A 25,757-nucleotide genomic window follows, 5' to 3' on the forward strand; every position below is an offset into this window, starting at 1 on the left:
CCCTCAGGTGTGTCAGTGGTTCTGCACGCCGTTGCCCGCGAGGACCGGGATGTCGTCCAGGATGTGCGACAGCGGCTCGTCTTCCTTGGCCTGCGTCGCGTTCTCCGAGCACTGCTGGTTCTGCGGGGCCGACAGGACCGGGATGTCCTGGACGCCGACGTTGACCAGACCCACGATGTTCTGGACGTTCGCCTTGACCGGCAGGCCGACACAGAGCTTGTTCAGCGTGCCCTGGACCAGGGTGAGCTGCGGGCTCTGGTCCCCCTTGGCAGAGGAGTTGCCGTACGCCTGCTGGGCGCCGTTGCCGCTGGCCGACGTGGTGGCCCCGTCGTCACCGATGGCCAGAGCCTGGGGAGCAGCCACCGCCGACAGGCCGGCGACGGAAGCGGCAATCGTTGCGGTTGCCCACAGCTTCTTCATGCGAATTCCCTTCATGAGCGAACTCCGTTACGGAGCTACGCATAGACAACTGGCCAGGATTGCGACAGTTGCGAACCCTGACCCATTCGGCGTAATACCTGCGAACTACGCGAGCACTCGAAAAACAAAGTTGGGCCGCCGGTCCCGGCGGCCCAACGCGTACGGCATACGGATCAGTGGTTACCGGTTCCGTTGCCGGAAAGGACCGGGATGTCGTCCAGGATGTGCGACAGCGGCTCGTCACCCTTGGCCTGCGTCGAGTTCTCGACACACTGCTGGTTCTGCGGGGCCGACAGGATCGGGATGTCCTGGACGCCGACGTTGACCAGACCCACGATGTTCTGAAGGTTCGCCTTGGCGGGCAGACCGATGCAGGGCTTGTTCAGGGAACCCTGGATGAGCGCCATCTGCGGGCTCATGTTGCCGTACGTGGACGAGTTGCCGTACGACTGCGACGCGTGGTTGCCGCTGAACGAGGTCGTCGGACTGTCGTCCCCGATCGCCAGCGCCTGGGGCGCCGCCGCCGCGGAGATGCCGACGAGAGACGCGGTGACAGCGGCAGCCGCCACAGCCTTCTTCATCATGAGGGATTCCCTTCAGTTGTTTCCGAGAGCATCCGTATCAACTGCGCGCGGGCTGATTTGGTTGCCCGAATTCACTCGGACGGGGAATCGCGCGCCGTGCGGATAATCAGACTCTCGGCGCAACGGGTGAACCTGCGGAACCATCGCGTTCCCGGGGAGTTGTTCCTTTCGCAGTAACCGGTGCCTGTCAGAAAAGGAACAGAAAAATGCTCAAGAAGGCTATGACTGCAGCAGCAGTCGCCGTCTCCGTCGTCGGTATCTCCGCCGCGGCCGCGCCCACGGCGCTCGCGATCGGTAACGACGGCGGCACCACCTCCGCCAGCGGCAACGGCGCGTCGCAGGCTTTCGGTAACTCCTCGACCGACGGCGACATGAGCCCGCAGCTCAGCCTGGTCCAGGGTTCGCTGAACAAGCCCTGTGTCGGCCTGCCGGTCAAGGCGAACATCCAGAACATCGTGGGTCTGGTCAACGTCGGCGTCCAGGACATCCCGATCCTGTCGGCCCCGCAGAACCAGCAGTGTGTCGAGAACTCGACGCAGGCCAAGGGCGACGAGCCGCTGTCGCACATCCTGGACGACATCCCGGTCCTCTCCGGCAACGGTACGCAGAACGGCTGATCAGCCACTGCGCACCCGGCCCGGGCCGTCCGCATCCTTCAACTGCGGGCGGTTCGGGCCTTTTTATCGCGAGTCACTTCCTCGGCAAAAAGGAGAAAGACATGTCTGTCAAGAAGAGCGCCGCCATCGTGGCCGGTGCGGTCATGGCCCTCGGTATGGCGGCCCCGGCGTTCGCCGACTCCGGCGCGCAGGGTGCGGCCGTGGGCTCCCCTGGCGTCCTCTCGGGCAACCTCGTGCAGGTTCCCGTGCACATCCCGGTGAACCTCTGCGGCAACACCGTCGACGTCATCGGCCTGCTGAACCCCGCCTTCGGCAACCCCTGCGCCAACGACTGACGCGGGAACCGCAGTTCGTCCCCCGGCCGACCCTGGATGCCTCCGAGCGCCAGGGTCGGCTTCGAATTTCGAGCAGGAAAGGAAAACGCATTGAAGCAGGCACTGAGAATCGGGGCGGTGGCGGCTGCGGCGGCGACCGGCATTCTGTCCATGACCGGGGGCAGCGCGATCGCCGGGACCGGCAGTACGGGGCAGTCGGGCGGTTCTCCCGGCGTGCTGTCGGGCAATTCGGTCGCGGCCCCCGTGGCGGTCCCGGTCAATCTCTGTGGCAACTCCGTCGACGCGGTGGGCGTAGGGAATCCGGCGTTCGGCAACACATGCAAGAACGACGGGCACTCCCACGCCGTCGCTTCCTCGGTCAGCCACCCGCGGGCGGGCGGGTACGGCGACGACACGACCGAACACGCTCCGGCCAGGGCACGCACGCGCGCGCCCCACACCGACACGCCTGCCGCCACCGCTACCGGGAGCTCGACGCAGTCCGGAGGTGTCCTGGCGGGCAACTCCGTGCAGGCCCCTGTGAACGTCGGCCTGAATCTGTGCGGCGACACCGTCGATGTGGTGGGCGCGCTCAACCCCGCCATGGGCAACTCCTGTGCCAACGGGGGGCACACGACTACGACACCGGGGTCTTCGGAGGACGAGGTGCCGCCGGCTCCGCACGAGGGGCACGAGGGACACGAGGGGCCGTCTTCGCCGCCCGCCGACCGAGCCCTTCCCGGTGCGCACGACGCCGGCGAGGTCGACGCGGTCAGCCGTCGGGCAGTACCGATGACGGGGGCGACGGCCGTCCTCCGGGCGCCGGTGGCGCAGGAGCGGCTCGCCGACACGGGAGTCGACCAGAACGTCCTGGGGGCCGCGGCCGCCGGCGCCGGACTCCTGGTCGGCGGCGGAATCCTGTATCGCAGGGCCCGCACGGCACGTCGCTGAGTGTCGGGCCGGGAAGAGCTACGCCAACGCTCTTCCCGGCCCACAGAGGACACCGCGGATACGAGCTGCCTTCCATCGGCGTGCAGCCGACGGCTGGAGGAAGACAGCGCGGCCGTCCTCATGACAGGCGACAGTGGACCACCGGGCCGCGGGCTCTGAAGAACCGGTTCACCCGTTTGCCCGCCGTGTCACCCCATCGAGCCCCATCGAGCCCCGTAGAGCCCGCCGCCTGTCGCGTCAGCTGTCGGATGCGACCGCCACGGGGGCCGGCGCGGCCTTCCGGCCGGGCGGCACCGCGGAACCGCCCCGCCAGGGCTGCCGCCTCAGGTACCGCTCGACCCCGTCGACCAGGGTGGGCGCGGTGTAGGTCGCTCCGTGGACGAAGCGCATCGCCGGGCCGAAGTCGGGCGTCGTCACGAGTCCTGCGAGAAAGAGACCCGGGCAGGCGGACGCGAAGCCCCGGGCCACCCGTGGTGTCTCCTCGGGGCGGGCCAGCATGTCCCTCACCCGGGGTGCGAGCAGCGTCATCCGCGCGCAGGTCGCCTGGAATCCCGTGGCCGCGATGACGTGATCGGTCTCGAAGTCCTCCATGCCGTGCGGGGAGCCCACCGCGCGCAGGTGGATCCGCCCCGATGACGGCCTCGCGTCCACCAGCGTCCGCCCCATCCGGATGTCGATGGCGGCGGCCCGCACCCGGTCCCGGACCCACCAGGCGCCCGCGGGCCCGAGCGCGGTCGTGGCGATGGCGGCCCGGGTGCGTTCCGGCAGCTTGCTGAACGCCCCCGGCCGCTCGGCGTAGAACCAGTTGCGCCAGCCGCAGCCGAGTCCGCTGTGCGGGGCACGCAGGCTCTTGTGCCAGGGGCGCACCCAAGGTGGCGGGACGTCGTTCCAGTCCAGCTGCGCCGCGCGCGCGACGATCCGCACCCGGGTCTGCTGTTCGGCGAGGAGCGCCGCGATCTCGAGCGCGGCCTGCCCCGCTCCGACGACCGTGACGTCCGAGCCCCTGAACCGGCCGAGGTCGTTGTGCCGGCTGCTGTGCGACACGTACTCGCCCGAGAGGCCCCGCAGGGCTTCCGGGATGTGCATGTACGGCAGCAGGCCGTTGGCCAGGGCCAGGGCCCTGCTGCGCAGGAGCTGCCCGTCCTCGGTCCGCACGGTGAATCCGTCGGGCGCCGTGTCGATGCGCTCGACCAGCCGCTCGTCCAGCTGCGACACCGCCTGCCGCGCGAACCACAGGCCGTAGGACGTGAAGGTCTCCACGGGGGTCGGGAGGCCGTGCCGGGCGACGGTGCCTTCGTCCGCGCAGTACTGGTCGAGGGTGAATCGGCCGCCCGGCGCGGAGAGGTTGGAGGCCCACGGCTCCGACTTGAGGAACATGCCCCGGGGCATGTGGTGGCGCCACGAGTCCATCGGGCGCCCGAGGACCCGGGTGTCGAGGCCGCGCGCTTGGGCGTGGGCGGCAATGGACAGGCCGTAGGGGCCTGCGCCCACCACCAACAGGTCGTGCATCAGCAGCTCGCCTTTCGTTCAGCCGTCGCGGTCCGGACGGCGGCAGCGGGTTCGGTCGGGCCGCTCGGCCCCTCGTAGAGCGCCTCGGGCAGGTCGTCGACCGTCGGGCGCGGGCGGCGCAGCAGCCGGCGTGCCGCGTGCTGGGACCATGCGGCGGCCATGGCCCGGGCGGGCGCGACGTCGTCGGCGGCGTGCCAGGCGAACTCCCCGGTCACGGCGGAGCGGCGGGCGGGCAGCGTGGACGTCATCAGGGCCCGGAGCGCGGACAGCGGCGCGTAGTTCTCCACGATGAACGTGCGCCCCGGCAGGGCGTGCCCGTCGGGCAGCGGCTGGTGGGTCAGGTCGAGGTACTGGGCGCGTACGACGTCCAGGCCGTTGCCGTCGGCGAACACCCTGAACTGCGCTCCGGGGCGGGGGTTGAAGTCCAGCAGGCAGTATTTGCCCGTCTCGGTGTCGACCCGGAAGTCGATGTCGAAGATGCCCCGGTACTCCAGCGCCTCGACGAGGTGCTCGACCGTGGCCTGCAGCTCCGGTACGGGGGCCCAGCGGCCGACCGCGGTCAGCCCAGCGCCACGCGGCCAGGCGTGCTGCTTGGCGCCGGCTCCCCCGCCGTGCAGCTTCCCGTGCCGGTCGACGTATCCGTGGAAGAACCAGTCGTTGCCCCGCCCCGCGGCCAGGTACCTCTGCAGCAGCAGTTCGCTGCCGGTGCCCAGGCCCTTCAGGTACAGGCTTCTCGCCTCCTGCGCGGTTCTGACCAGGCATGTGCTGCGCAGGCCGGAACCCGGGGGGAGCAGCCACGGGTGGCTCCATTTCGCCACGACGGGCAGGCCGAGCTCCTCGGCTCCGCTGTACGCCTCGTGCTCGTCCCGCGGCAGCAGCGTGGCGGGGTGCTCGATGCCGACGGCGCGGCAGAGCTCGGGCAGCCGGGCCTTGTCCGCGACGTACTCGGCGAGGTGTTCGGGCTGTTCCGGCAGGAGGAACATCTCGGTCAGCGTCTCGCGCAGCTGGCTCACCGCGATGGCTCCCGCGTCATCCATCGGGATCAGCACCGCGGGCCGGGCGATCCGTGCCGCCGTTCGCCGCAGAATCCCGACGACCTCGGCCGGCGAAGCGCCCGGCCGGGGCGCGGGGTGCATCTGTGTGACGTAGCGCGATCGGGCCACCGGGCTGCCTGCCCCCGCGGCCGCCACGTGGACCTCCACACCGCAGCGGCCCAGGGAGCGGGCCGCCCCCAGCGTTCCGTGGTGGAAGGGGTTGGGGTCGATCCGCAGCAGCACGACCGGCACACAGGGGTCGAGCATGTGTCGATTCCTTTCCAGGAACTCACCCGTGAGGGTGAGGGAGGGCGGCCGTCGGCCGTTCCACGATTGGCGCCATACACGTTCATATGACTGAGTGTCAGAAATGGAGCGAGCGCGGGACGAAGGAGCAGACATGGTCACAAAACGCCGCTGGACGAAACGCAGACGCCTGCCACTGATCGCGGCGGGAATCCTGATCTCGGCCGTGGTCGCGTCGGGATCCGTGTCCATCGAGCCGGCGGGCGCGAGCCCGCGCAGCCGACCGGCACCGTCACAGACACCGTCGGCCACGACGTCCCCTGATCCGGCCCCGGCGGCGGGAGCGGACAGGTTCCCGGCCTTCGGTGCCTACCTGGATTACGGGCCGAGCGGTGTGACGCGGATGACGAAGCTGTCGCAGTGGCTCGGCGGCGCCGACCTGCGCGTGGGGCACACCTATCTTCCCGGTGACCGGTGGAGCAACATCGAGGGCTCCCCGACGTTCCTCGACAGTTGGGCCAAGTGGCGCCGCGAGCGCGATGACCGGCTCTTCGTACTGAACGTCCCCATGCTGGAGCGCAACGAGGCGCGCGTACCGGACCCGGAGGTGCGGGCGCTGCTCGGGCAGGGCGCGGCGGGCGACTTCGACCAGCACTTCCGCGTCCTGGCCGAGCGCCTGGTCTCCCTCCACGTACCGGACACCGTCGTCGTGCTTGGCTGGGAGATGAACGGCACCACCTACACGCACCGCTGCGGGCCCGACCCCGTCGCGTGGAAGAAGTACTGGAACCGGATCGTCACGGTGATGCGGAGCGTGCCGGGGCAGAAGTTCCGGTTCGACTTCACGCCCAGCAGGGGCCGGGACGCGGTGCCCTGGACCGACTGCTACCCCGGCGACGACACGGTGGACATCATCGGCATGGACTCGTACGACCAGCCGGAGGGCAAGGCCTTCGACGAGCAGGTGTCCGAGCCGTACGGGCTGCAGGCGCAGGTCGACTTCGCGAAGCAGCACGGCAAGCCGATCTCGTACCCGGAGTGGGGGCTCTTCCGCAACGGCGACAACGCCGAGTACATGCGGCGCATGCTCGCCTGGATGGACGCGCACAAGCCGCTCTACAACACGCTCACGGACTACTGCCCGCACGGTGTGTGGCAGTGCGGCGCCAACCCGAAGGCGTCTGCGGTCTACCGGACGGCGCTGACCGGCCGCGACAAGCCGGGCACCACGCCCACGCAGCCGACCCAACCGACGCAACCGACGCAACCGACCGTCCCGGTCACCCCGCAGTGTTCCCGGGTCGACCTGGGCGACTGGGTCGAGCACTGGCTCGGCGGCAAGCTGTGCCTGCGGTTCGACTGGTGGGGGCGGCGTTCCTGACCCGGCACGACCGTAGGACGTGGTGGCGGGCCGGGCTCTACGCCGGGTCGCCACCGCGCTCCCTCCAGGCACGCCGTGCCCGCTTGGCCCAGGTCCGGGCGCTGACGTCGGCGAGGAGCGCGGCCAGCAGCGGGGCCGAGCCGCGGCGGGCCAGCAGGAAGCGCTGGTTGACCCGTTGCTCGGGCCGCCAGTGCAGCTTGTACGGCTCGGTGCCCCGCAGCAGGCTCAGCACGCCGTCGCCGGGGCCGCTCTGCAGGTGCTGGGCGCACGAGCGCAGCAGCATGGTGGCCACGTCGACCTTGCGCTCCCTCAGTTGCGGGTGCGCGCCGTAGAGGTAGCCGCCGGCCAGGCGGGGCGAGAGGAAGGTCAGGTCGGCGGCCACGACCGAGCCGTCCAGGGTGAACTCCGTGACGACGGCGTCGCCCGTCTGCGCCATCAGCGTGACCGAGCGGGTCAGGTGCTCGGCGAACCGCGGCCTGACGTGCTCGGTGGTCACCTTCCGTTCCTGCCACTGCAGTTGATGCAGCTCCAGGAGACGCCGTACCGAGGTGCCCACCTCGGCGGTGGGGACGACGCGGCGCTCGATCCCCATCGCGTCCAGCTTGCGCAGCTTGGCGCGGGCCCGCTGCGCCCTGGGCCGGGGCAGCCGCCCCACCAGGTCGTCCATCGGCAGCGCGGGCAGCTCCAGGCACGGCGAGTCGTCGAGCCGGCGGCGCGGCCCCGGCCAGCCGGCGTGGAGGGTCTCCACGGTGCTGCCCGGCCGCACCTCACGGAAGTCGATCACCACGGTACGGGCCAGTCGCCACAGCCCGGCACTGAGGGCGTCGACGGCAGGGCCAACGGATCCGGGCGGCCCGTCCTCGACGAGGACATCGCTGAAATCGGAGATGGCCGTACCGAGCGGTGTCAGCGAGGGGAAGGGGCGCAGCCGCAGCATGAGCGGCGCCGCTGCCACGAGCCGTCCTTCGAGGCGTACGAGTACGACGCGCAGTCGGCCGGGGCGGCCGTAGGAGAGCCACCACGAGTGGAGCCAGGCGTGGCTCTGGAACGGTGTCGCGGTCCCGCAGGAGCGGTGCAGGCGGTTCCACTCCTCACGCAGCGCCCCGAACTCGGCCGCGTCGGTGCACACCGTGACGACCGGGGCGGACGGCGCGGGTGCGCCCGTCGGCATCAGGCGCCGCCCCGCATCGCGTCCGCGGCGGCGGGGGCCGGCACGGTGGGCGTCGCGCGGCCGTCGGGCTCCCGGCGCGGGCGGAGCAGCAGCGCCAGGCCGCCGAGCAGCCCTCCGGCGCAGGTGCCGACGAGGGTCGTCAGTCCGGCCGAGGGCGAGGACGCCTCGGTCGGCCGCACGGCCCGCGTGAACCGCAGGAGTTCGACGTGGGTGGAGTCCTTGGTGTGACTGGCGTTGGCCGTCAGCGCGCGGGCGACGGCGTTGGCCATCGCCATCGCCTCGGCGGGTTCGTCCGATGCGGCGGAGATGGCGACCATGGGCGCGTCCGGCGAGGTCTCCGCGCGCACGCTCGAGCGGAGCGTCTCCACCGGGACGCCCGCCGCGACCTGGGCGTCGCTCAACACCGCGACCTGCGTGGCCACCCTGCTGTAGGCCTGCGCGAAGCCCGTCGCGGACATCGCGTCGGAGCCCTTCGTCGGTACGGCGATCACGTAACTGGTCGCCGTGTACTCCGGCGTACTGGCCACGCCGTACACGCCACCGGCCAGCGCTCCGAGCAGGATGCCCGCCGGCAGGGGCCACCAGCGCGGCGCCTTCCTGGTGCGGGCGCCGATGCGGGCGGACAGCGGGCGGGAGGCGGCCCTCTCCTGGGCGGCTTCGGTCATCGCGTACTCACTCCTGGGGTCGAGGCGCCCAGGGCCGCCGCGTACACCTCTAGGTGCTGCGTGGCGCTCCGGGCGATGCTGTAGTGGAGGGCGGCCTCCGACGGCGGCCTGTCATCGGCCGGTCCGGCACGGAGTCTTCGCACCTCAACGGCGAACGAGGCGGGCAGGCATGGGACACGGACCGCACGGGGGGCCGTGCCCGCGGGCAGATCGTCGACCGCCGGGCAGGTGACGTAGAGGACGGGAAGGCCGCAGGCCAGCGCCTCCACCACGGCGAGCCCGAACGCCTCGTCGACCGACGGGGAGGCGAGCACGTCCATCGCCGACAACAGCGCGGGCAGATCGACGGAGCCGGACTCCGCCGCGGTGTGCGGCCGCTCCCCGGCGAAGACGACCCGGTCCAGGACCTGGGCACGGTCCGCGGCCTGCCGCAGACCCTCCTCCTCGGGTCCTGTGCCGACCAGGAGGAGCCGTACGTCCGCCGGGAGTTCGCGCAGCGCGGCGACGAGTACGTCGAACCGTTTGCCCGGCACCAGGCGTCCCACCCCGCCGATGACGAAGGTGTCGGCGGGCAGCCCGAGGGCGCGGCGGGTCCTGGCCCTGGCCGCCTGGTCGTAGGTGAAGCGGGCGACGTCGACGCCGTTCGGGACGACGTGCACGCGGTGCGGGGCGACTCCCCAGCCGTGCAGCCGGTCGGCCACCGCCGGGGAGACCGCGATGGTCGCCCGGCCGAGCCGCTCCCCCGCCAGGTAGAGGGCGCGCACGCCTCTGGTCAGCGGGCGCCCTTCGATCTGCGCGTCGCCCAGCGAGTGTTCCGTGGCGACCACGGCCCGCACACCGGCGAGCCGCGCCGCCGTCCGGCCGTACAGGCAGGCCCGGTAGAGGTGGGTGTGGACCACGTCGTACCGGCCGCCCCGGATGAGCCGCACCAGGCGGGGCAGGGCGCGTCCGTCCCGGTTTCCGGCCATGCCGAGATGGGCGACGCGCACGCCGTCACGGATCAGTCCCTCGGCGACCTGCCCCGGGTTGGTCAGGGTCACGACGTCGTGCGACTTCGGCAACTCTTTGAGCAGGAGCCGCAGTTGCTGTTCCGCGCCGCCCGCGCCCAGGCCGGTGATGACGTGCAGGACCTTCACCGCGCGTCCTCCCCGACCTGCCAGGGGCGTCTTCGAATGCGGTGGACCCGGCGCTTGAGCTCCAGGCGCCACGGCGTGTCCGCCTGGCCGACGAAGACCCGGGGCATGGCGTACACGCTGGTGAGCGGCCCCGGGGAGATGGCGCAGCCGTACCGGTATCCGGCCCGGCGGACGCCCTCGACCGTCCGCGCGTCGACGGACCCGTACGGGTAGCAGAAGCCGAACACCTCGCGCCCGGTGAGCTCCTCGATCTGCAGCTTGCTCCGCTGGAGCTCGGCCCGGCGCTGCTCGTCGTCGGCGAGGGTGAGGTCGATGTGCGTCAGCCCGTGCGAGCCGATCTCCATGCCCGCGGCGGCGGCCGCCCTGATGCCCTGCGCGGTCAGCAGCGGCTTGCGCGGGCCCTCGGCGTCCCAGCCGTTCTCGCCGCCGATCCGGCCCGGGAGGACGAAGACGGTGGCGCTGCATTCGTAGTGCCGTAGGAGCGGCAGGGCGTTCTCGAGGAAGTCGCCGTAGCCGTCGTCGAAGGTGAGGGCGACCAGGCCGCGGCCGGCTCCCCGGCAGCGGGCGTCGAGGAGCTGGGCCACGCTGACGCCGTGCAGGCCGCGCGAGCGCAGCCAGTGCAGTTGCTGGCGCAGCCGGTCGGGGGTGACGGTGACGTTGTAGGGGTCGTCGGCGCAGTCGTCCACCGAGTGGTACATCGCCACCCAGGGGGACCGTCCGGGCAGAAGGTCCCGCGTTCTGGAGCCGGGTCGTTCCTGGAGCGCAGTTTCAACGGACATTCCGAAGCTTTCTGGTCGCGATGCGGACGGCAGGCAGGAAGGCCTGGACGTTGAGGGCCCACAGCAGGAAGGCGAAGACGGCCCCGATGGCCAGGCAGGCGACGGCGAGAGCCGCGAGCGGCTGCTCGATCCGGGACGTGCACAGCAGCCCGGCGCCGGTGGCGGCGACGGCCGCGAGCAGGGTCTTGCCGAGTTCGAGCAGCACCACGGGAAGCCGTACGGGAACGCTGCGGCTGTCCATCGCGGTGAGCAGCAGTACCGCCGTGAAGGTGATGCCCAGCGCGTTGGCGGCGGCGATGCCCCCGACGCCCCAGTAGGCGACCGCGAAGGTGCCCGCTCCGGCCGTGAGCGTCATGCCCGCGGCCATCGCGGCCACCGGGTACCAGGTGGGCCGCCCGGCGGAGAAGTAGGAGCGGACCAGCGCGCCGACGAGGCAGTGTCCGAGCAGGCCGAGCGAGTAGACGCGCATGATGGACGCCGTGGCGGCGGTGTCTCTTCCGGTGAACGCGCCGCGCTGGAACAGGAGTTGGATGATCTCGGGCGCGCAGGCGAACACCACGGCCGCGCCGGACAGGACGATGCAGGCGGCCAGCGCGATGTCGCGCTCCACCCGGTCCCTGGCCCGTTCGATGTCGCCCCGGGCCAGGGCGTTGGCCACGACGGGGAAGGTGACGGTGCACAGCATCAGGGAGAGCACCATCGGCAACTGCGCGACTTTCTGCGCGTAGTTGAGGTGCGAGATGGCGCCGGACGGCAGGGAGGATGCGAGGAAGCGCTCGATGAAGACCTGCGACTGGCGGCACAGCGCGAAGAGCAGGACGGTCGCGATCAGCGCCAGATCCATGGCCTGTTTCTTCGACGCCTTCGTGTCCACGGCCCGGCCTGCCGCCCCACGGGCCGCACTCCGCAGCCGTCGGCACAGCACCGGCGCCTGGACGAGCACCATCAGACAGCCGCCCACCGCCACGCCCGCGGCGGCGGCACGGACACCCCAGCGGTCGGCCAGCACGAGCAGCGTGATGATGATGCCTGTGTTGTACGCGACGTAGATGGCGGCCGGGGCGAGGTAACTGCTGTGGGCCCGCAGGGCGGCGCTGCAGTACCCGGTGAGCCCGAAGGTGAAGAGACAGGTCGCGGTCAACCTCGTACAGTCCACGGCCAGTTGGGGATCGGGCAGCCCCGGCGCGAGCAGCTCGACGAGTTGCGGTGCCCCGATCATCAGGAGCACGGCGGAGGCCAGGAAGGCCAGGGCGAGCCGGGGCAGCGAGCCCGCCACCAGGGCCCGTACGGGGTCCTGCTCCGTCGGCAGCGAGGTGGCCCGCGCGGCGATCGCGGCGCTGAACGCGGGGACGAGCATGAACGCGAGCCCGTCCTCGATCAGCAGGGTCGTCGCCACCTCGGGCACGGTCCACGCCACCAGGAAGGCGTCCGTCGCGCTGCCCGCTCCGAAGATATGGGCCAGCGTCTGGTCCCGGACCAGGCCGAGCAGCGACCCGGCGGCGGAGAGCACGGCCGTCAGCAGCGCGGCCCGCGCCAGGAAGGTGCCCGACGTGCCAGGTACGTCGGGGCGCTTCCCGGCGACGGGTGGCGCGGGCGGCTCGGCTGTCGCCTGCGACGGCATGGCGGAGGACCGCACGGTCTCTTCTCCGTCGAGCGGAAGGGTCGGTTTCATCGCCCGGCCCCCGTCCCGGACCCGGCGAGGGCGGCCGGCGCCAGCGCCCACCAGGCGACCACCCCGAACACCACCGCGGTGAGCACCGTGGACGGCCCGCCGATGTCCGCGTACGCGAAGTCGATCAGCTGCCAGCCGAGCAGCCCGCAGGCGATGAGCGCGCAGTCCAGGCCGCGGGCCCGGCGGTGGGCCGTGACGAGCCGCCGGGCGCCGCACACCAGCAGCGCGGCCCAGCTCCCCACGATGGCGCACAGCCCCAACAGGCCCTGCTCGCTGAGGACCAGCAGGTACATGTTGTGCGGCGACAGCAGGGGCTGCCGGTGGAAGGCGGCCCCCGCGCCGGCCACGTCACTGCCGGCGGACAGCGCGATCGACGCGTGGCTGTCGCGGTAGGCGGGGAAGTTCTTGAGCCCGACCCCGGTCGCGGGGTGCTCCTCCCACATGTCGATCGCCGCCGCCCACATGGTGTACCGGTCCGTCACGGACTGGTCAGGGGTGGCCGCGACCTGCGTGATGCTGCTCAGGCGTTGCTGGAGCATCGACGTCCCCACACCGAACCCGCCGACGAGGACGACCGCCGCGGCGGCTCCCACGAGGACGAGCCGGGCCGCACGCCGCACTCCGGCGAGCACGATCTGCAGGACACAGACCACGGCCGTCGCGATCCACGCGCCACGGCTGAAGGAGAGCGCCAGCGGCACCAGGAGCCCCAGCGCGCAGGCCAGGGCGGTGAGCCGCACGCGCGGGGTGCCGCCGCCGAGCGCGAGACCCACGGCGCAGATCAGCCCGTACGCGACCACGGTGGACATGCCCATCACATCCGAGGCGCCGAACGTGCCGACGGCCCGGATGTCCTCCCCCGCGTACGAGGCGCCCGTGCCGCTCAGGTACTGGTAGACGCCGATCGACCCCTGCCACAGGCCCAGCGCGACCAGCGCCCAGCCGACGAGCCGGAAGTCGCCGCGGTCGCGTACGAGCAGCAGCACGGCGGCGGGCACGAGCACGAAGATCTGGTAGTAACGCACCAGCCCTTCAAGGGAGTTGGCCACCGATCCCGCACCGAGGGCGGCCACCGCGACAGCGATCACGGGCAGGCCGAGGACGACGTAGGCCGTACGGGTCAGCGGGCGCAGCCCACCGCGCACGGCGCGGACGACGCAGAAGAGCACCACGAGTCCGGAGACCGCGTCGGCCGGGGTCTGCCCGCTGCCCTCGCGGCCCCCCGCCCCCAGCGGCAGCGCCAGCAGGCTGATCAGGAGCAGGACGGGGAGCACGGGCCCCGCGCGGCGCACGGTCCGTAACCATGCGGCCGCGGGACTGGCGCGTACATCGGTGTAGGCGGGGACGGCTGTCACTTCGTCAACTTCCCGTGGGGCGGAAGAATTCGGTCGCCGTGCGGATCAGGATGCAGACGTCCCGCCACAGCGACCAGCTGTCGATGTAGGCGTTGTCGAACCGGCAGCGGTCCTCGATGGAGGTGTCGCCGCGCAGCCCGTTGATCTGGGCGAGGCCGGTGATGCCGGTCGGCATGCGGTGCCGCTCGCTGTAGCCGGGGTAGGTCTCGCCGAACTTCATGACGAAGTACGGGCGTTCCGGGCGCGGGCCGACCAGGCTCATGTCGCCGCGGAAGACGTTCCACAGCTGCAGCAGCTCGTCCAGCGAGGTCCGGCGCAGGAACCGGCAGAACCACGGCATGTGGTGCTCGTTGGCGACGCTCCAGCGCGTCGCGGACTCCATCGGGTCCGCCGGGCGGTGGGTGCGGAACTTCAGCAGCGTGAACGGGCGGCCGTCCTTGCCGACGCGCTCCTGCCGGAACACCACGCCGGGCCCCTCACCGATCCGCAGCCAGAGCGCGCACACCAGGAGCACCGGAGCGGCCAGCATCAGCAGGACCGAGGAGACGGCCAGGTCCAGGGCGCGTTTGCCGAGGTGCACCCGGTGTGCGGCGCCGCTCAGCGGGCGGTAGCGGAACCCGGCCAGATAGCCGTCCGCCTCCCGCTGATCGGGCACGTACAACGCCGGGTTTGGGTCCAACTCCCAGAACTCACAGCGGAGTTCGGCGAGGCTACGCAGCCAGGGCCGGTGTTCCGGGTCGCCCGCGCCGCCGAGGAGGATCGCGCGCCGCACCCCGTTCTGGATCACCGCGCGCCGCACGTCGTCCAGGCTCGTCAGCACCGGCAGCGGCGCTTCCTCGCCCTCCCCTCGCGGGTCCTGCGTCTCGCCACTGACGATGCCCACGAGGCGGATCCCGCTCGGGCGGCCGCGCTGGAGGGCCGCGGCGACCCGTGCCGCCACCGGTTCCGGCCCGACCAGGAGGGTCGCGCGGGGCCTGCGGATCAGGGCCGCCCGGCGCCGCCAGTAGACAAGGGCACGGGCCGCCACGGTGAGCACGCCGTGCGCGGCGCACCCCGTGAGCAGGGCCTCCGGCGGAATCCGCGTCAGGAGCGGCAGGGTCACCGAGGCCGCTGTCAGCACGCACCACGCGAGCATCAGGCGTCCGACGACGGCAGGGCAGTCATCGAGGATGTGGCGCGACTCGATCCGCCGGTACAGCCCCGCGGACCGCAGCAGGGCGAGCACGAGGACGACGAAACCGGCCACCAGAAGCGGGTGCCGCTGCGGCGGAGTGAGGGCGAAGGTGCCGAGCAGCGCCGCCGTGCCGTCCGCCGCGAGCAGGAGCGCGCGGGAGGAGTGGTCCCGGGCGGGGCCACCGATCAGGGTCAGTTCGTTGCCGTCGGCGGTCCGCTGGGCGACGACCGTGGCGGAGGCGCCTGCCTCGTCCACGGTGAGCGGCTGGCCGGCCGCGGGGGCGACGGTTCGTTCCGGGGTCACGTCGTGATCGGCTCTCTGTGTTCGGTGGTCTCCGGACCCAGAAGCTCGCCGTACACCGCCGCGACCGCCGCGGCAGTGTGCCGTACGTCGTGGTGGGCGTGCACATGGCGGTAGGCGTCACGGCCCAGGGAGCGAAGCGCTTCGGTGTCGCGCAGCAGGCCGATGAGGGCGCGGGCCAGAGCCGCGGCGTCCTCCGGCGGGACCACACACGATGGCGCCAGGCGAGGCGGCAGACTCTCGCGGGCCCCGTCCACGTCGGTGACGAGGACCGGGCTCCCGCAGGCCATGGCCTCCAGCGGAGCGAGCGCTATGCCCTCCCACCGCGAGGGCATGACGACCAGGTCCGCCGCCCGGTACCAGGGAATCGGATCATCGACCGCCCCGACGAAGGAGACCGAGCGCGGTGCGGCGGCCCGCAGCCGAGCCGTCTCCGGCCCGTCGCCCACCAGCACCAGGCGCGCCCGGGGCAGTTCGCGGAGCACGTCCTTCCACGCCTCTACGAGGATGTCCTGACCCTTCTGCCGGCACAGGCGGCCCACGCACACGGCAAGCGGGCCGTCGCCGGATCCGCCGCGTGCCGTGCCGCGGGGCTCCGCCGGACGGAAGCGCTCCAGGTCCACGCCGTTGGGGACGAGCCGCCACTCCGCGTCGATCCCCTGGCTGCTGCCGGTGCTCTGCTCGGCCCGGCTGACGCAGACGAGCCGGGAGGCCCAGCGCGCGCCGAGGCGTTCCCAGCTCAGGGCCATCCGCGCGTTGACCCCGCGGACGGCCTCGAAGGACCAGGCGTGCGGCTGGAAGACGGTGGGGACGCGGCCCCGGACGACGAGCCGGGTGATCAGGCCCGCCTTGGCGCTGTGGGCGTGGATGAGATCCGGCCTGGTCCTGGCCACCACGTCGGCCAGCCGCAGTCCTTCCTGGATCAGGCCCTTTCCGGGGGATCGCGACGCCTGCCACTCCAGGACGTCACATCCCGAGGAGGCCAGGAGACGGGGCAGGGCGCCGGAGGCGGGACAGGCCACCGAGACCCTCATCCCGGCGGCGAGTTGCCTGCGCACGAGGTCGGCCACCACGCGCGCGACTCCGCCGTCGACCGGTTGCGTCACATGAAGGACATGCGGCGGCACGGGTGCAGACGTCACATGCATCGCCTTTTCCTTGGAGCTGCTTGGCTGGAGAAAGGGGGGATCGGCTAGGAGCGGATGTCGACGGCGCCGAAGAGCACGCCGATCCAGGCCGCGTTCCCGGGGGAGACCAGCCGCAGATCCAGCGCCGTGTCTCCCCGGCCGACGGCCCGGCCCAGCGGGAACACGTCGGAGTCGTAACCCAGGGTGTTGCCATGAGCGGGCACGCGCTTCGACGGCCGCGTGCCGGGTTCGCTGATGGTCGAGTTGAGGACGTCCCGGGTGGGGTTGGCCCGGTCGGAGAGCGCCACCGGCTTGTTCCGGCCGGTCCAGGCCGTCAGGGAGTCACCGGTGCGGCCGCGGTCACCGTTGTAGGCGACCAGCCCCACGTAGCCCTTCGCGCCCACGGCGGGCGCCGTTTTGATGTGGGAGGCCTGGCTCGCATGCTGCTTGCCGAACATGTCGAACCCGTCCTGAAGGAACAGGTGCCGCAACGGCTCGGACTTCTTCTCGTAGGCGGCGACGAGCGTCCAGCCGCCCCAGGCACCGGCGGCCGTACGCCCCATCGCGACGTTCACCTGCGCCACGGTGTACAGGCCCGAGCCGCCGGCCCGCACCAGGTCGGTGACGTCCGCCGAGGCCTGGAACGCGTCCGCGCCGCCTGCCACCCGGTGCCCGACCGCGCTGTCGGCCAGCACCTGCTTGTACGCGCCGCCCGGCTCCGCCACGAGGACGCGGCCGTTGTCGCGCGGCGGCTTCTGCTCGCCGACGCGGAGGTTCCCGCCCCAGTACAGACGGGCGTAGGCGAGACGCGCTCCGGCGGGCAGGCGGACCTCGGCGCGGGTCGAGTTGTAGGTGTTGGGATCGCGGTCGACGTCCGTGTAGAACATGTCGAAATCGCCGTTGCTCGCCGTCGCGCCCGAACGCGCCGCGGAGCACCCCACCTTCTTGGTCGAGGCGGCGCCCCTGCACGTGATCGACGCGTTGGCCGCGCGGACGAACCCGCCGTGGAGCACGGAGTCGTACCGCGTGGCGAACGGGATACGGGGTTTCTCGGCGACCGGCGCCGCCGGGGTCGCGGTCGCCTGACAGGTCAGGGACACGGCCGCCAGGGACAACAGGCCCACTGTCACGCGACGCAGGAAACAGCCTTTGACATTTCGCACGGCCGACTTCCCTTTCAGGAATGAGCAGTTTCTCTGCAGCGCAGAGCAACAAATAAGAAAGTCACACTTATCTGCCGACTCCCTGGGTGCATATCGCCCCGAACCGGGAGCAGCCAACAGTAGCGACCGGAAAGCGGGTTTCACTTGATACACGATGTGTGACGGACTTGTGAAATTATCGCCCTCATCGCGGCGACTCTCCGTAACGCACTTCAATGCCCTAACGGCTATTCACCCGTTCGGAGCCGCAACCCGGAGGAAGGCCGCTCCGTTGCACCACAAGCCGGGCACCTGTTCCGGCCGAACGGATCGACCCCCAAGGAGCATGTTCATGTCGCGTACCGCCAAGGCAGTCGTCTTCTCCGCTGTGGCCGCCGCCGCCATGGCCGGCAGCGCCGGCATCGCTGCCGCCGACAGCGGCGCGCAGGGTGCGGCCACCGGCTCGCCCGGCGTCATCTCGGGCAACGCCGTCCAGGTTCCGATCCACATCCCGGTCAACGTCTGCGGCAACACCGTCGACGTCATCGGCCTGCTGAACCCGGCCTTCGGCAACACCTGCGCCAACGACTGACCAGCTCAGTCCGGCTCTTCCGCAGCCGCCCCTCTTCCAGGGGGGCGGCTGTTTCCTGTTCCGGCACCGGGGCCGTTCGGTTGCGGCACATGACGCGATGTCTCACGGTGATGCACGCGCCCGTGGCGAAGCAGGCGCGGAGAACCCGTCGGAACGTGCCACCCGGCACCCACCGACGGGTTCTCCTCATGTCCACCCCAAAATTCGTGCGGCGCGCCGGGGTTTCCGTCGGCCAGGACGCTCGTTGAGCACCACGAATGGCGAATGTCCGCGCCGGTGACGGAAAGTCATCGAAGAAAGGAAATATGATGAAGGCTTTGAAGATCGCCGCTGTGGTGGCCGGTTCCATGGCGATCGCCGGTGCCGCCGCCCCCGCCTTTGCCTCATCGGACCTCCCTCCCATGAGCCTGAACGGCGGGGTCAACGACGCCCTGACCCAGGTCACCAACCAGCCGCTCGCCTCGCCGATCGACACCAACCTGCTCGACCCGAAGCACGAAAAGGGTCTGCTCGGCACGGTCGCGGGGGCAGCGAAGGGTCTCCACCCCGGCGGTGCCGCGGCTCCCCTCGGCATGCTCGGCGGACTTCCGCTCGGCAAGTAGTCCCGCACCCCGCATTCTCGTCCGACCGCATTCCTGTCCGACTGCTTCCTTGTCTGACTTGTCTTACTGCTTTCTCGAACGAGTGGCCCCGGTTCGGCCGATCGAGTGACATCGCGGCCGAGCCCGGACCATGAATCGCTAGGCTTCTTCGGTGACTTCTACGTCGAGCGTTGAAACCCCGTTCAAGGCCGCCGAGCTGGGCACTCTGGCCGTCATCGCCTGGAGTGGGGACCACCCGGGCGAGAAAGGCGACATGCCTTTCCTTCTCGCCTACTCCCTCGGGGATTCCCCCGCGGGCCCCGAGGCCGGAGAAGCGGCCATTCGGGCCCTTCTGCGCAATCACGGTCTCGCCGTCGGTGCCGTCCACGACGGCGTACGGAACCCGAGTTTCCCGGTTTCCCTGCTCGTCGAGGCGGGCCAGGCCGTCGTTTCCATGCATCCGGTGAACGCGCAGTGCCCGGTGCCGCCCGAATGGCTCGCGGCCGCGGAGGCACGGGGCAACGCCTATTTCCTTTTCACCACGCGTCCCTGGCCCACCGCGACCCCCGGCCGCCCTGTCACCGAGGAAGACCTGCAGAGCTTCGTGGGTGACGAGGAGACCCTGACGGCCGCTGCGCACTGCCTTCTGCCCGTCAGGAAGATCCGCAGCTGACCGCCCCGCACACCTACCTACCAGGGAGGCCGAGTGAGTACTACGGATCATCAGCGGGTTCTCACACCTGTTCCACCGCAGGCCGACCGCGCCGACCCCGCCGACCGCCCTGTCGGCGGCGAGGACAGCGCACCGCCGCACGTGGACCGGAATCCGGCCCTCGCGCTCGTCCTGGTCATCACCGGGGCCGCCGGCGTGCTCGCGTCCTGGGTCATCACCCTCGACAAGTTCAAGTTGCTGGAAGACCCGAACTTCCACCCCGGGTGCAGCCTGAATCCGGTGGTCTCGTGCGGCAACATCATGAAGAGCGCGCAGGCCGCCGTCTTCGGGTTCCCCAACCCCATGCTGGGGCTCGTCGCCTACGGGATCGTGCTCTGCGTCGGGGCGAGTCTGCTGGCCGGCGCACGGTTTCCCCGCTGGTACTGGCTGACCCTCGACGCGGGCTGCCTGTTCGGGGTCGGGTTCGTGACCTGGCTCCAGTTCCAGTCCCTGTACCGGATCAACTCGCTGTGCCTGTGGTGCTGTCTGGCCTGGGCGGCGACCATCGTCATGTTCTGGTGCCTGACCGCATTCAACGCCCGCAGCGGGTTCCTTCCGGCTCCTGCCGGGGTCCGCTCGTTCCTCACCGAGTTCCCCTGGGTGCTGCCCGCACTGCACGTCGGAGCTGTGGGAATGCTGGTCCTGACCCGCTGGTGGGACTTCTGGACGAGCTGAGAGAAGACGTACGTGCACCCCGATGTGTTCCGCGGCGGACCGGCCCTCACCCGTCGCAGCGCGGCCCTGATCCTGCTGGGCGCCGCCTCCACCACCACGGCCGTCCTGCAGATCCGCCCGGCCGACGCGCCGGAGCCCGGACCGGGGCCTGAACCCGAGGCGTTCGACGAGACGTACCTCGGTCGGCGCATCTCCGGCGTCCGACTGCCCGACCCGGAGACAGGAGAGGCCGGTTCATGGCAGGTCACCGTCGACGGGCGGCCGCTGCACCTGATGCGCCGGGCCGACGGTTCGTACCTGAGCATGGTCGACCACTACGAGTCGTACGCCGGCCCGCTGGCCGCGGCGCGGGGGGCCGTGGCGGAGCTCGGCAGCCAGGAGCTGCGGGCCCAGGCACCGCGGTCCCCCGAGCACCGGCCGGGGACCACCCGAGACCGAAAGGTGTGACGACCGGTGGTCCACACCCGCCAGAACCAGAGCACGCTCAGCAAGGCGCAGAAGAGGCGCTTCGTCACTGCCGTGCTCGCCCTCAAGCGCACCGGCCGCTATGACGATTTCGTGCGGACGCACATCGAGTTCTATACGGGCGACGGCGACGGCGGCCTACGCGTGGCGCACATGGCCCCGTCGTTCTTCCCCTGGCACCGCAAGTTCCTGCTGGAGTTCGAGAAGGCTCTGCAACAGACCGATCCCGGGGTCACCGTCCCGTACTGGGACTGGACCGTGGCCCGTACTCCGGCCGCCTCTCTGTGGGGCGAGGACTTCCTGGGGGGAAACGGGCGCCGCTCCGACCACCGGGTGACCACCGGCCCGTTCGCGCGGGCGCACGGCGACTGGATCATCACGGAGGCCGTGACGGACGGCGACTTCCTCATGCGGGACTTCGGCCGGCCGAAGGACCCGATCGCGCTGCCGAGCAAGACCGAACTCGCCGCGGCGATGGACGAGTCCGCCTACGACGAGGACCCCTGGAACTCGCTGGCCCCCGCCGGGTTCCGCAACAAGCTCGAGGGCTGGCCCAGCCGCCGGGGCGATCGCACCTGGTACAACCACAACCGCGTCCACCGCTGGGTCAGCGGGCACATGCTGGGCGCCGGATCGGTGAACGACCCCGTCTTCTGGCTCCATCACGCCTTCGTCGACCTGTGCTGGTCGCGGTGGCGGCAACGCCATCCCGAGGCGGCCCCCTACCTCCCCGCCGAGCAGCCCGGACGCGGGCAGGAGGGGCACCACCGCGTCCTCGCCGCGGGCGACACCATGCCGCCGTGGGACACCCCGATCGCCGACATGCTCGATCACACGTCCCTCTACCGGTACGAGTGAGCGCGCCCGCACGCGCGAAAGCCCCCGGCACCGCCGTGCCGAGGGCCGTCATGAGGGCTCGCGCCCCGGGGGGTCAGCTGCCGTAGCCGCCGTCGCCGTTGCCGTTGTCGTCGTGGTCGTGGTCGTGGTCGCCGTCCACGTCACCGGCGCACTGGTTGCCGAACGCCGGGTTGAGCAGGCCGATGACGTCCACGGTGTTGCCGCAGGCGTTGACCGGGATGTGCACGGGGACCTGGAGCAGGTTGCCCGACAGGACGCCCGGCGAGTTGGTGGCTGCGCCCTGGGCACCCGCGTCGGCCATGGCCAGACCGGCTCCGCTGAGCACCACGGCACCCGTGCCGACAGCGACAGCGGCGGCCTTCGCGATGCGAGACATCACGTTCTCCTTTTGCTTGGCAGGTGCGGCCGCGTGGTCGCAGCCGTCGGCCTGTTCAACGGCACGGCCCCACCGGCAGTAACGGCTGATACGGGGATACATCCTGAAAACGTTAGTAATCCGGCCCCCTCCGGGTTCAGCCCCGCCCGCCGGCCCGCTCCTGAAAAGCAGGAGCCACCGTCCTCCCGTCGTAGACGCCGCCCTGGCACACCTGCGTCCCGCCGCCCGCGTCCGCGCCGTCCTCCCAGCGCATGACACCGCCACCCGCCTGGCACTCGGCGGGCGCGAGATAGTCCAGGGCGAAATGCGGGCGCCGCACATAGGCGAAACCCGGATCCGGTCCGCCGGAGGTGGGTCCCGCGCCATGGGCCGCCTTGACGCACCGATAGGCGTCACCGCCTCCGTACATACGGAACTCGGGCGTGCCGCCCTGTGCCCGGCATTCCTGCACGGTCAACAGCGCGGACGGGTCCCGCGTATCGGCCATCGCCCGCACGGAAGGAAAACAGGCGAGAACAACCACGGCACCGAACAGGGCGGCCCCGCATCGCGTGGAGAACATCCTTGGCACGCCTCTCATTGAAGAACCACCGGAACGTCGCGTCGTTCTCCGAGTAATACCCGAACGGGCCGTAAGGGAGAGGAACCCTATGAAGGTGCTCTGCGTGGGCGGAGGGCCCGCGACCCTGTACCTGGCCATCCTCTTGAAATTGCGGGACCGCTCTCACGACATCAGCGTCTACGAGAAGAACGCCGCGGGCTCGACGTACGGATGGGGCGTCACCTACTGGCCCGACATGCTCGACACCCTCATGGCCCACGACGAGCCGTCCGCACAGAGCATCAGGGACCATTCGGTGCGCTGGAGCGACGGCGTGGCCCACGTCCGCGACCGGGTCACGGTCCACCACGGTGACGAGGGCTTCGCCATCGGCCGCCACCGGTTGCTGCGGATCCTGGCCGACCGCGCGGCCTCGCTGGGCGTGCGCACGCATTTCGGCCGTGCGGTCTCGGCTCAGGACCCGGTGCTGGACGCCGACCTGATCGTGGCGGGCGACGGGGCCCGCAGCGTGCTGCGCGACCAGCACGCCGAGCACTTCGGTACGCAGGTGACAGCGGGGCGCAACCGGTTCGTCTGGCTCGGCACCACGAAGGTCTTCCGGTCCTTCACCTTCGCCTTCGTGGAGACCGGCCACGGCTGGCTCTGGTGCTACGCCTACGGCTTCGACGGCGAACACAGCACCTGCATCGTCGAGTGCGCGCCGGGCACCTGGTCGGGGCTCGGCCTCGACACCATGGAGCGGTCGGACGCCCTGCGGCTGCTGGAGGGCCTGCTGGCCGAGCCGCTGGAGGGCCACCCGCTGATCGGCCGGACCGATGTCGCCGGACCCGCGCAGTGGCAGACATTCCCCACCGTCACCAACCGCGTCTGGTCCCACGGCAACCTGGTCCTGATCGGCGACGCCGCCCACACCACGCACTACTCCATCGGCGCCGGCACCACCCTGGCGATGCAGGACGCCATGGCCCTGGCCGCGTCCCTGCGGAGCCCGGCCACGCTGGGGACAGCCCTCGACGAGTACGAACGCGTACGCAAGCGCGCGCTGCTCCCGCTGCAGAGCGCGGCGCGGCACAGTGCCGGCTGGTACGAGAACCTGCCACGCTACGTCGATCTGGAGCCCCACCAGATGTTCGCGCTGCTCGGCCAGCGCCACTCGCCGCTGCTCCCCTACATCCCGCCCCAGCTGTACTACCGGGTCGACCGGGCGATCGGCCGGAACCAGTCGCTGCGCTCGCTGAAGCGCTGGCTCGGGCCTCGTATCGCGCGCGTCCTCCAGAACAACTGACGGCAGAACATGCCCTCCAATGGCCCAATTCGCCGAGCCAGGCCCTGCGCAGCGGTGTGATAGTCGAGTCATCCCCTTCCCCCATCTCTCAGGGAGATTCGATGCGTATTCGCGCATTCGCAGCCGCCGCGGTTCTTGCGGGCACCGTCATCGTGGGCTCCGCCGGCCTGGCCTCGGCGGACGACGGCCCCGACGGAGCCACCGCCGTCGGCAACGCCCAGAACAGCCCGGGCGTGCTGTCCGGGAACAACGTCCAGGTTCCGGTCCACGTGCCGGTCAACGTCTGCGGCAACTCGATCGACGTGATCGGTCTGCTCAACCCGGCGTTCGGCAACCAGTGCGCCAACGACTGATTGCGTAGTCGGTACACGAAGCGCCCCCACCCGCGGACTCCGCAGGTGGGGGCGCTTCTTGCTCGGTAGACCCTGTGGGACTCGAACCCACAACCAATGGATTAAAAGTCCACTGCTCTGCCAATTGAGCTAAGGGTCCACACGCCGACCTCGGCCGACGCACCCCTGAGCATAGCCCGACGACGCGCGAACGCCGATCGGGTATCGGCATCCCGGGTCAGCGCAGGAACCAGCGGCGGGCCGACGCCAGCCACCACACCCCCGCGAAGCCGAGGACGACGAGCACCGCGACGGGGGCGTAGTTGAAGGTTTCCCAGGTGACGGGGGAGACCTGCGGCAGCATGAAGAGGACCGTGATCACGGCCACCCAGCCCACCGCCACCACGCCCACCGCCTTCGACCAGCGGCCCAGGTGCCACGGGCCCCGCTCGAAGGAATCACCCTTGCGCAGCCGCAGCAACGTCGGGATGACGTACGCGATGTAGAGGCCGATCACCGCGATCGAGGTCACCGCCGTGTACGCCGTGACGTTGATCAGGTACGGCAGGCCGAGCACCAGCGCGGCCGCGGCCGCCAGCCAGACCGCCGCGACGGGTGTCCGCGTCCGCGGGCTGACCGTGTGCCACACGCGGGAGAACGGCAGGGCGCCGTCGCGCGAAAAGGCGTAGATCATGCGGCTGTTGGCGGTGACGGACGCCATGCCGCAGAAGAGCTGGGCGCCGATGACGACCAGCAGGAGCAGCTTGCCCGCGGTCGCGCCCAGGGCGTCCAGAAGGATCTGCGCCGGGGGCGCGCCCGTCGCCGAGTCGAGCGCGCCGTCGTACGACTGGATCGCGAACGTGAAGCCCAGGAGGAGGACGAAGCCCGCGATCCACGACGTCCAGATCGAGCGGACGATGCCCTTGGGGCCCGCCGTCGAGGCGTCGTGCGTCTCCTCGGTCATATGGGCCGAGGCGTCGTAGCCGGTGAAGGTGTACTGCGCCATGAGCAGGCCGATGAGGACGACGTACGCGCCGCTGCCCCAGCCCGTGTTGTTCACGAACTCGGTGAAGACGAAGGACGCCGACTGGTGGTGGTCGGGGACGAAGGCCAGGGCGCCGACGATGACGGCGACGCCGAGCACGTGCCACCACACGCTGACGCTGTTGAGGACGGCGACGATGCGCACGCCGAAGGTGTTGAGGAGGCCGTGCAGGATCAGGATCCCGGCGAAGAGGAGGATCGTGCGGCCGGGCGTCACCTCGAAGTCGAACTGGAGGTTCAGGTACGCGCCGAGGAAGGACGCCGCGCCGAAGTCGATGCCGGCGGTCACGGCGACCTGCCCGAGCACGTTGAACCAGCCGGTGAACCAGGCCCAGGCCGCCGCCGACCGCTCCGGCGCGAGGCGGTGCGCCCAGAAGTACAGGCCCGCCGACGTCGGGTACGCCGAACAGATCTCGGCCATGGCAAGGCCCACGAAGAGGGTCATGAGCCCCACCGCGACCCAGCCCCAGGTGATGAGGACCGGGCCGCCGGTGTTCATGCCGAACAGGTACATCGTCAGGCAGCCGGAGAGGACCGAGATGATCGTGAAGGAGACGGCGTAGTTGGAGAACGCCGACATGCGGCGGGCGAGGACCTGGGTGTAGCCGAGTTCGGCGAGCCGCTCCTCGTCCGAGCGAGCGGCGCCTTCCGCTTCATTTGTCATGCCCCCAGCGATTCCCTCGCCGGGGGCTCGACAT

28 protein-coding genes and 1 tRNA gene are annotated in these 25,757 nt (G+C 70.9%); 12 read left to right on the plus strand and 17 right to left on the minus strand.

Going from position 1 to position 25,757, the window contains the following annotated elements:
• Nucleotides 1-12 precede the first annotated feature (12 nt).
• Nucleotides 13-420: a rodlin gene (locus ACIREE_RS17710; protein ID WP_404153282.1), complete on the minus strand. Its 408-nt coding sequence runs from the start codon at nucleotides 418-420 to the stop codon at nucleotides 13-15.
• 173 nt (nucleotides 421-593) lie between these two features.
• On the minus strand, nucleotides 594-1,004 hold the full coding sequence (locus tag ACIREE_RS17715) for a rodlin (RefSeq protein ID WP_404152392.1): 411 nt from the start codon (nucleotides 1,002-1,004) through the stop codon (nucleotides 594-596).
• 206 nt (nucleotides 1,005-1,210) lie between these two features.
• On the opposite strand from ACIREE_RS17715, the gene ACIREE_RS17720 reads away from it, so the two are divergent.
• From ACIREE_RS17720 to ACIREE_RS17730, 3 genes are all read left to right on the plus strand, one after another.
• Nucleotides 1,211-1,621, plus strand: coding sequence for a rodlin (locus ACIREE_RS17720; RefSeq protein WP_404152395.1), 411 nt, complete (start codon nucleotides 1,211-1,213; stop codon nucleotides 1,619-1,621).
• Nucleotides 1,622-1,764: 143 nt separating this feature from the next.
• Nucleotides 1,765-1,956, plus strand: coding sequence for a chaplin (locus ACIREE_RS17725; RefSeq protein WP_404153285.1), 192 nt, complete (start codon nucleotides 1,765-1,767; stop codon nucleotides 1,954-1,956).
• 90 nt (nucleotides 1,957-2,046) lie between these two features.
• Nucleotides 2,047-2,886 carry a chaplin gene (locus ACIREE_RS17730; RefSeq protein WP_404152398.1) on the plus strand — a complete coding sequence of 280 codons (840 nt, stop codon included), beginning with the start codon at nucleotides 2,047-2,049 and terminating at the stop codon, nucleotides 2,884-2,886.
• A gap of 237 nt (nucleotides 2,887-3,123) precedes the next feature.
• Here ACIREE_RS17730 and ACIREE_RS17735 read toward each other — a convergent pair whose 3' ends face one another.
• Complete coding sequence (locus ACIREE_RS17735; protein ID WP_404152401.1) at nucleotides 3,124-4,395, minus strand: NAD(P)-binding domain-containing protein; 1,272 nt, start codon at nucleotides 4,393-4,395, stop codon at nucleotides 3,124-3,126.
• Nucleotides 4,395-5,696, minus strand: coding sequence for an ATP-grasp domain-containing protein (locus tag ACIREE_RS17740; RefSeq protein WP_404152405.1), 1,302 nt, complete (start codon nucleotides 5,694-5,696; stop codon nucleotides 4,395-4,397). Before ACIREE_RS17740 ends, ACIREE_RS17735 begins: the two co-directional genes overlap by 1 nt.
• A gap of 133 nt (nucleotides 5,697-5,829) precedes the next feature.
• Between ACIREE_RS17740 and ACIREE_RS17745 the strand changes: the two genes are divergently transcribed.
• Nucleotides 5,830-7,056: a glycoside hydrolase family 26 protein gene (locus ACIREE_RS17745; protein ID WP_404152407.1), complete on the plus strand. Its 1,227-nt coding sequence runs from the start codon at nucleotides 5,830-5,832 to the stop codon at nucleotides 7,054-7,056.
• A gap of 37 nt (nucleotides 7,057-7,093) precedes the next feature.
• Here ACIREE_RS17745 and ACIREE_RS17750 read toward each other — a convergent pair whose 3' ends face one another.
• The 9 genes from ACIREE_RS17750 to ACIREE_RS17790 all read right to left on the minus strand — a co-directional run bounded on the left by ACIREE_RS17750 (nucleotide 7,094) and on the right by ACIREE_RS17790 (nucleotide 17,598).
• Nucleotides 7,094-8,227 carry a GNAT family N-acetyltransferase gene (locus ACIREE_RS17750; RefSeq protein ID WP_404152409.1) on the minus strand — a complete coding sequence of 378 codons (1,134 nt, stop codon included), beginning with the start codon at nucleotides 8,225-8,227 and terminating at the stop codon, nucleotides 7,094-7,096.
• A complete protein-coding gene (locus ACIREE_RS17755; protein WP_404152411.1) occupies nucleotides 8,227-8,892 on the minus strand; it encodes a lipopolysaccharide biosynthesis protein in 666 nt (221 codons plus the stop codon). The genes ACIREE_RS17750 and ACIREE_RS17755 overlap by 1 nt, the downstream gene beginning before the upstream one ends.
• A complete protein-coding gene (locus tag ACIREE_RS17760) occupies nucleotides 8,889-10,028 on the minus strand; it encodes a glycosyltransferase (RefSeq protein ID WP_404152414.1) in 1,140 nt (379 codons plus the stop codon). The genes ACIREE_RS17755 and ACIREE_RS17760 overlap by 4 nt, the downstream gene beginning before the upstream one ends.
• Complete coding sequence (locus ACIREE_RS17765) at nucleotides 10,025-10,726, minus strand: polysaccharide deacetylase family protein (protein ID WP_404153288.1); 702 nt, start codon at nucleotides 10,724-10,726, stop codon at nucleotides 10,025-10,027. The genes ACIREE_RS17760 and ACIREE_RS17765 overlap by 4 nt, the downstream gene beginning before the upstream one ends.
• Before the next feature lie 70 nt (nucleotides 10,727-10,796).
• Nucleotides 10,797-12,479 (minus strand): murein biosynthesis integral membrane protein MurJ, encoded by a 1,683-nt coding sequence (gene murJ / locus ACIREE_RS17770; RefSeq protein ID WP_404152417.1) that lies wholly within the window; start codon nucleotides 12,477-12,479, stop codon nucleotides 10,797-10,799.
• Nucleotides 12,476-13,834, minus strand: coding sequence for an O-antigen ligase family protein (locus ACIREE_RS17775; RefSeq protein ID WP_404152420.1), 1,359 nt, complete (start codon nucleotides 13,832-13,834; stop codon nucleotides 12,476-12,478). Before ACIREE_RS17775 ends, murJ begins: the two co-directional genes overlap by 4 nt.
• A gap of 4 nt (nucleotides 13,835-13,838) precedes the next feature.
• Nucleotides 13,839-15,311 carry a sugar transferase gene (locus tag ACIREE_RS17780; protein WP_404152423.1) on the minus strand — a complete coding sequence of 491 codons (1,473 nt, stop codon included), beginning with the start codon at nucleotides 15,309-15,311 and terminating at the stop codon, nucleotides 13,839-13,841.
• Nucleotides 15,308-16,456, minus strand: coding sequence for a glycosyltransferase family 4 protein (locus tag ACIREE_RS17785; protein ID WP_404152425.1), 1,149 nt, complete (start codon nucleotides 16,454-16,456; stop codon nucleotides 15,308-15,310). Before ACIREE_RS17785 ends, ACIREE_RS17780 begins: the two co-directional genes overlap by 4 nt.
• Before the next feature lie 44 nt (nucleotides 16,457-16,500).
• The gene (locus ACIREE_RS17790; RefSeq protein WP_404152428.1) at nucleotides 16,501-17,598 is read right to left on the minus strand and encodes a DUF3344 domain-containing protein; all 1,098 of its coding nucleotides are present in this window, start codon (nucleotides 17,596-17,598) and stop codon (nucleotides 16,501-16,503) included.
• Between the two features lie 331 nt (nucleotides 17,599-17,929).
• Here ACIREE_RS17790 and ACIREE_RS17795 point away from each other — a divergent pair, with 331 nt between their 5' ends.
• The 6 genes from ACIREE_RS17795 to ACIREE_RS17820 all read left to right on the plus strand — a co-directional run bounded on the left by ACIREE_RS17795 (nucleotide 17,930) and on the right by ACIREE_RS17820 (nucleotide 21,460).
• Nucleotides 17,930-18,169, plus strand: coding sequence for a chaplin (locus ACIREE_RS17795; protein ID WP_404152431.1), 240 nt, complete (start codon nucleotides 17,930-17,932; stop codon nucleotides 18,167-18,169).
• A gap of 308 nt (nucleotides 18,170-18,477) precedes the next feature.
• Nucleotides 18,478-18,771: a hypothetical protein gene (locus ACIREE_RS17800; protein WP_404152434.1), complete on the plus strand. Its 294-nt coding sequence runs from the start codon at nucleotides 18,478-18,480 to the stop codon at nucleotides 18,769-18,771.
• 151 nt (nucleotides 18,772-18,922) lie between these two features.
• A complete protein-coding gene (locus tag ACIREE_RS17805; protein WP_404152436.1) occupies nucleotides 18,923-19,423 on the plus strand; it encodes a DUF5949 family protein in 501 nt (166 codons plus the stop codon).
• Between the two features lie 141 nt (nucleotides 19,424-19,564).
• Nucleotides 19,565-20,137 (plus strand): vitamin K epoxide reductase family protein, encoded by a 573-nt coding sequence (locus tag ACIREE_RS17810; protein WP_404153290.1) that lies wholly within the window; start codon nucleotides 19,565-19,567, stop codon nucleotides 20,135-20,137.
• 12 nt (nucleotides 20,138-20,149) lie between these two features.
• The gene (locus ACIREE_RS17815; RefSeq protein ID WP_404152438.1) at nucleotides 20,150-20,584 is read left to right on the plus strand and encodes a tyrosinase family oxidase copper chaperone; all 435 of its coding nucleotides are present in this window, start codon (nucleotides 20,150-20,152) and stop codon (nucleotides 20,582-20,584) included.
• 6 nt (nucleotides 20,585-20,590) lie between these two features.
• A complete protein-coding gene (locus tag ACIREE_RS17820) occupies nucleotides 20,591-21,460 on the plus strand; it encodes a tyrosinase family protein (RefSeq protein WP_404152441.1) in 870 nt (289 codons plus the stop codon).
• A 73-nt stretch (nucleotides 21,461-21,533) separates the two neighbouring features.
• Here ACIREE_RS17820 and ACIREE_RS17825 read toward each other — a convergent pair whose 3' ends face one another.
• Nucleotides 21,534-21,836, minus strand: a complete 303-nt coding sequence (locus tag ACIREE_RS17825; RefSeq protein WP_404152443.1) for a chaplin — start codon at nucleotides 21,834-21,836, stop codon at nucleotides 21,534-21,536.
• A gap of 136 nt (nucleotides 21,837-21,972) precedes the next feature.
• On the minus strand, nucleotides 21,973-22,323 hold the full coding sequence (locus tag ACIREE_RS17830; protein WP_404152446.1) for a hypothetical protein: 351 nt from the start codon (nucleotides 22,321-22,323) through the stop codon (nucleotides 21,973-21,975).
• A gap of 163 nt (nucleotides 22,324-22,486) precedes the next feature.
• On the opposite strand from ACIREE_RS17830, the gene ACIREE_RS17835 reads away from it, so the two are divergent.
• Both ACIREE_RS17835 and ACIREE_RS17840 read left to right on the plus strand, forming a co-directional pair.
• Nucleotides 22,487-23,683 (plus strand): FAD-dependent monooxygenase, encoded by a 1,197-nt coding sequence (locus ACIREE_RS17835; RefSeq protein ID WP_404152448.1) that lies wholly within the window; start codon nucleotides 22,487-22,489, stop codon nucleotides 23,681-23,683.
• A gap of 101 nt (nucleotides 23,684-23,784) precedes the next feature.
• Complete coding sequence (locus tag ACIREE_RS17840) at nucleotides 23,785-24,036, plus strand: chaplin (RefSeq protein ID WP_404152451.1); 252 nt, start codon at nucleotides 23,785-23,787, stop codon at nucleotides 24,034-24,036.
• A 66-nt stretch (nucleotides 24,037-24,102) separates the two neighbouring features.
• Here the strand turns inward: ACIREE_RS17840 and ACIREE_RS17845 are convergent.
• Nucleotides 24,103-24,175, minus strand: a tRNA-Lys gene (locus tag ACIREE_RS17845).
• Between the two features lie 78 nt (nucleotides 24,176-24,253).
• Nucleotides 24,254-25,723 carry an amino acid permease gene (locus tag ACIREE_RS17850; protein ID WP_404152453.1) on the minus strand — a complete coding sequence of 490 codons (1,470 nt, stop codon included), beginning with the start codon at nucleotides 25,721-25,723 and terminating at the stop codon, nucleotides 24,254-24,256.
• Nucleotides 25,724-25,757 lie beyond the last annotated feature (34 nt).

Origin of the sequence: Streptomyces sp. NPDC102467 (assembly GCF_044765445.1) — a bacterium.
In the GTDB taxonomy this organism is placed as follows: domain Bacteria; phylum Actinomycetota; class Actinomycetes; order Streptomycetales; family Streptomycetaceae; genus Streptomyces.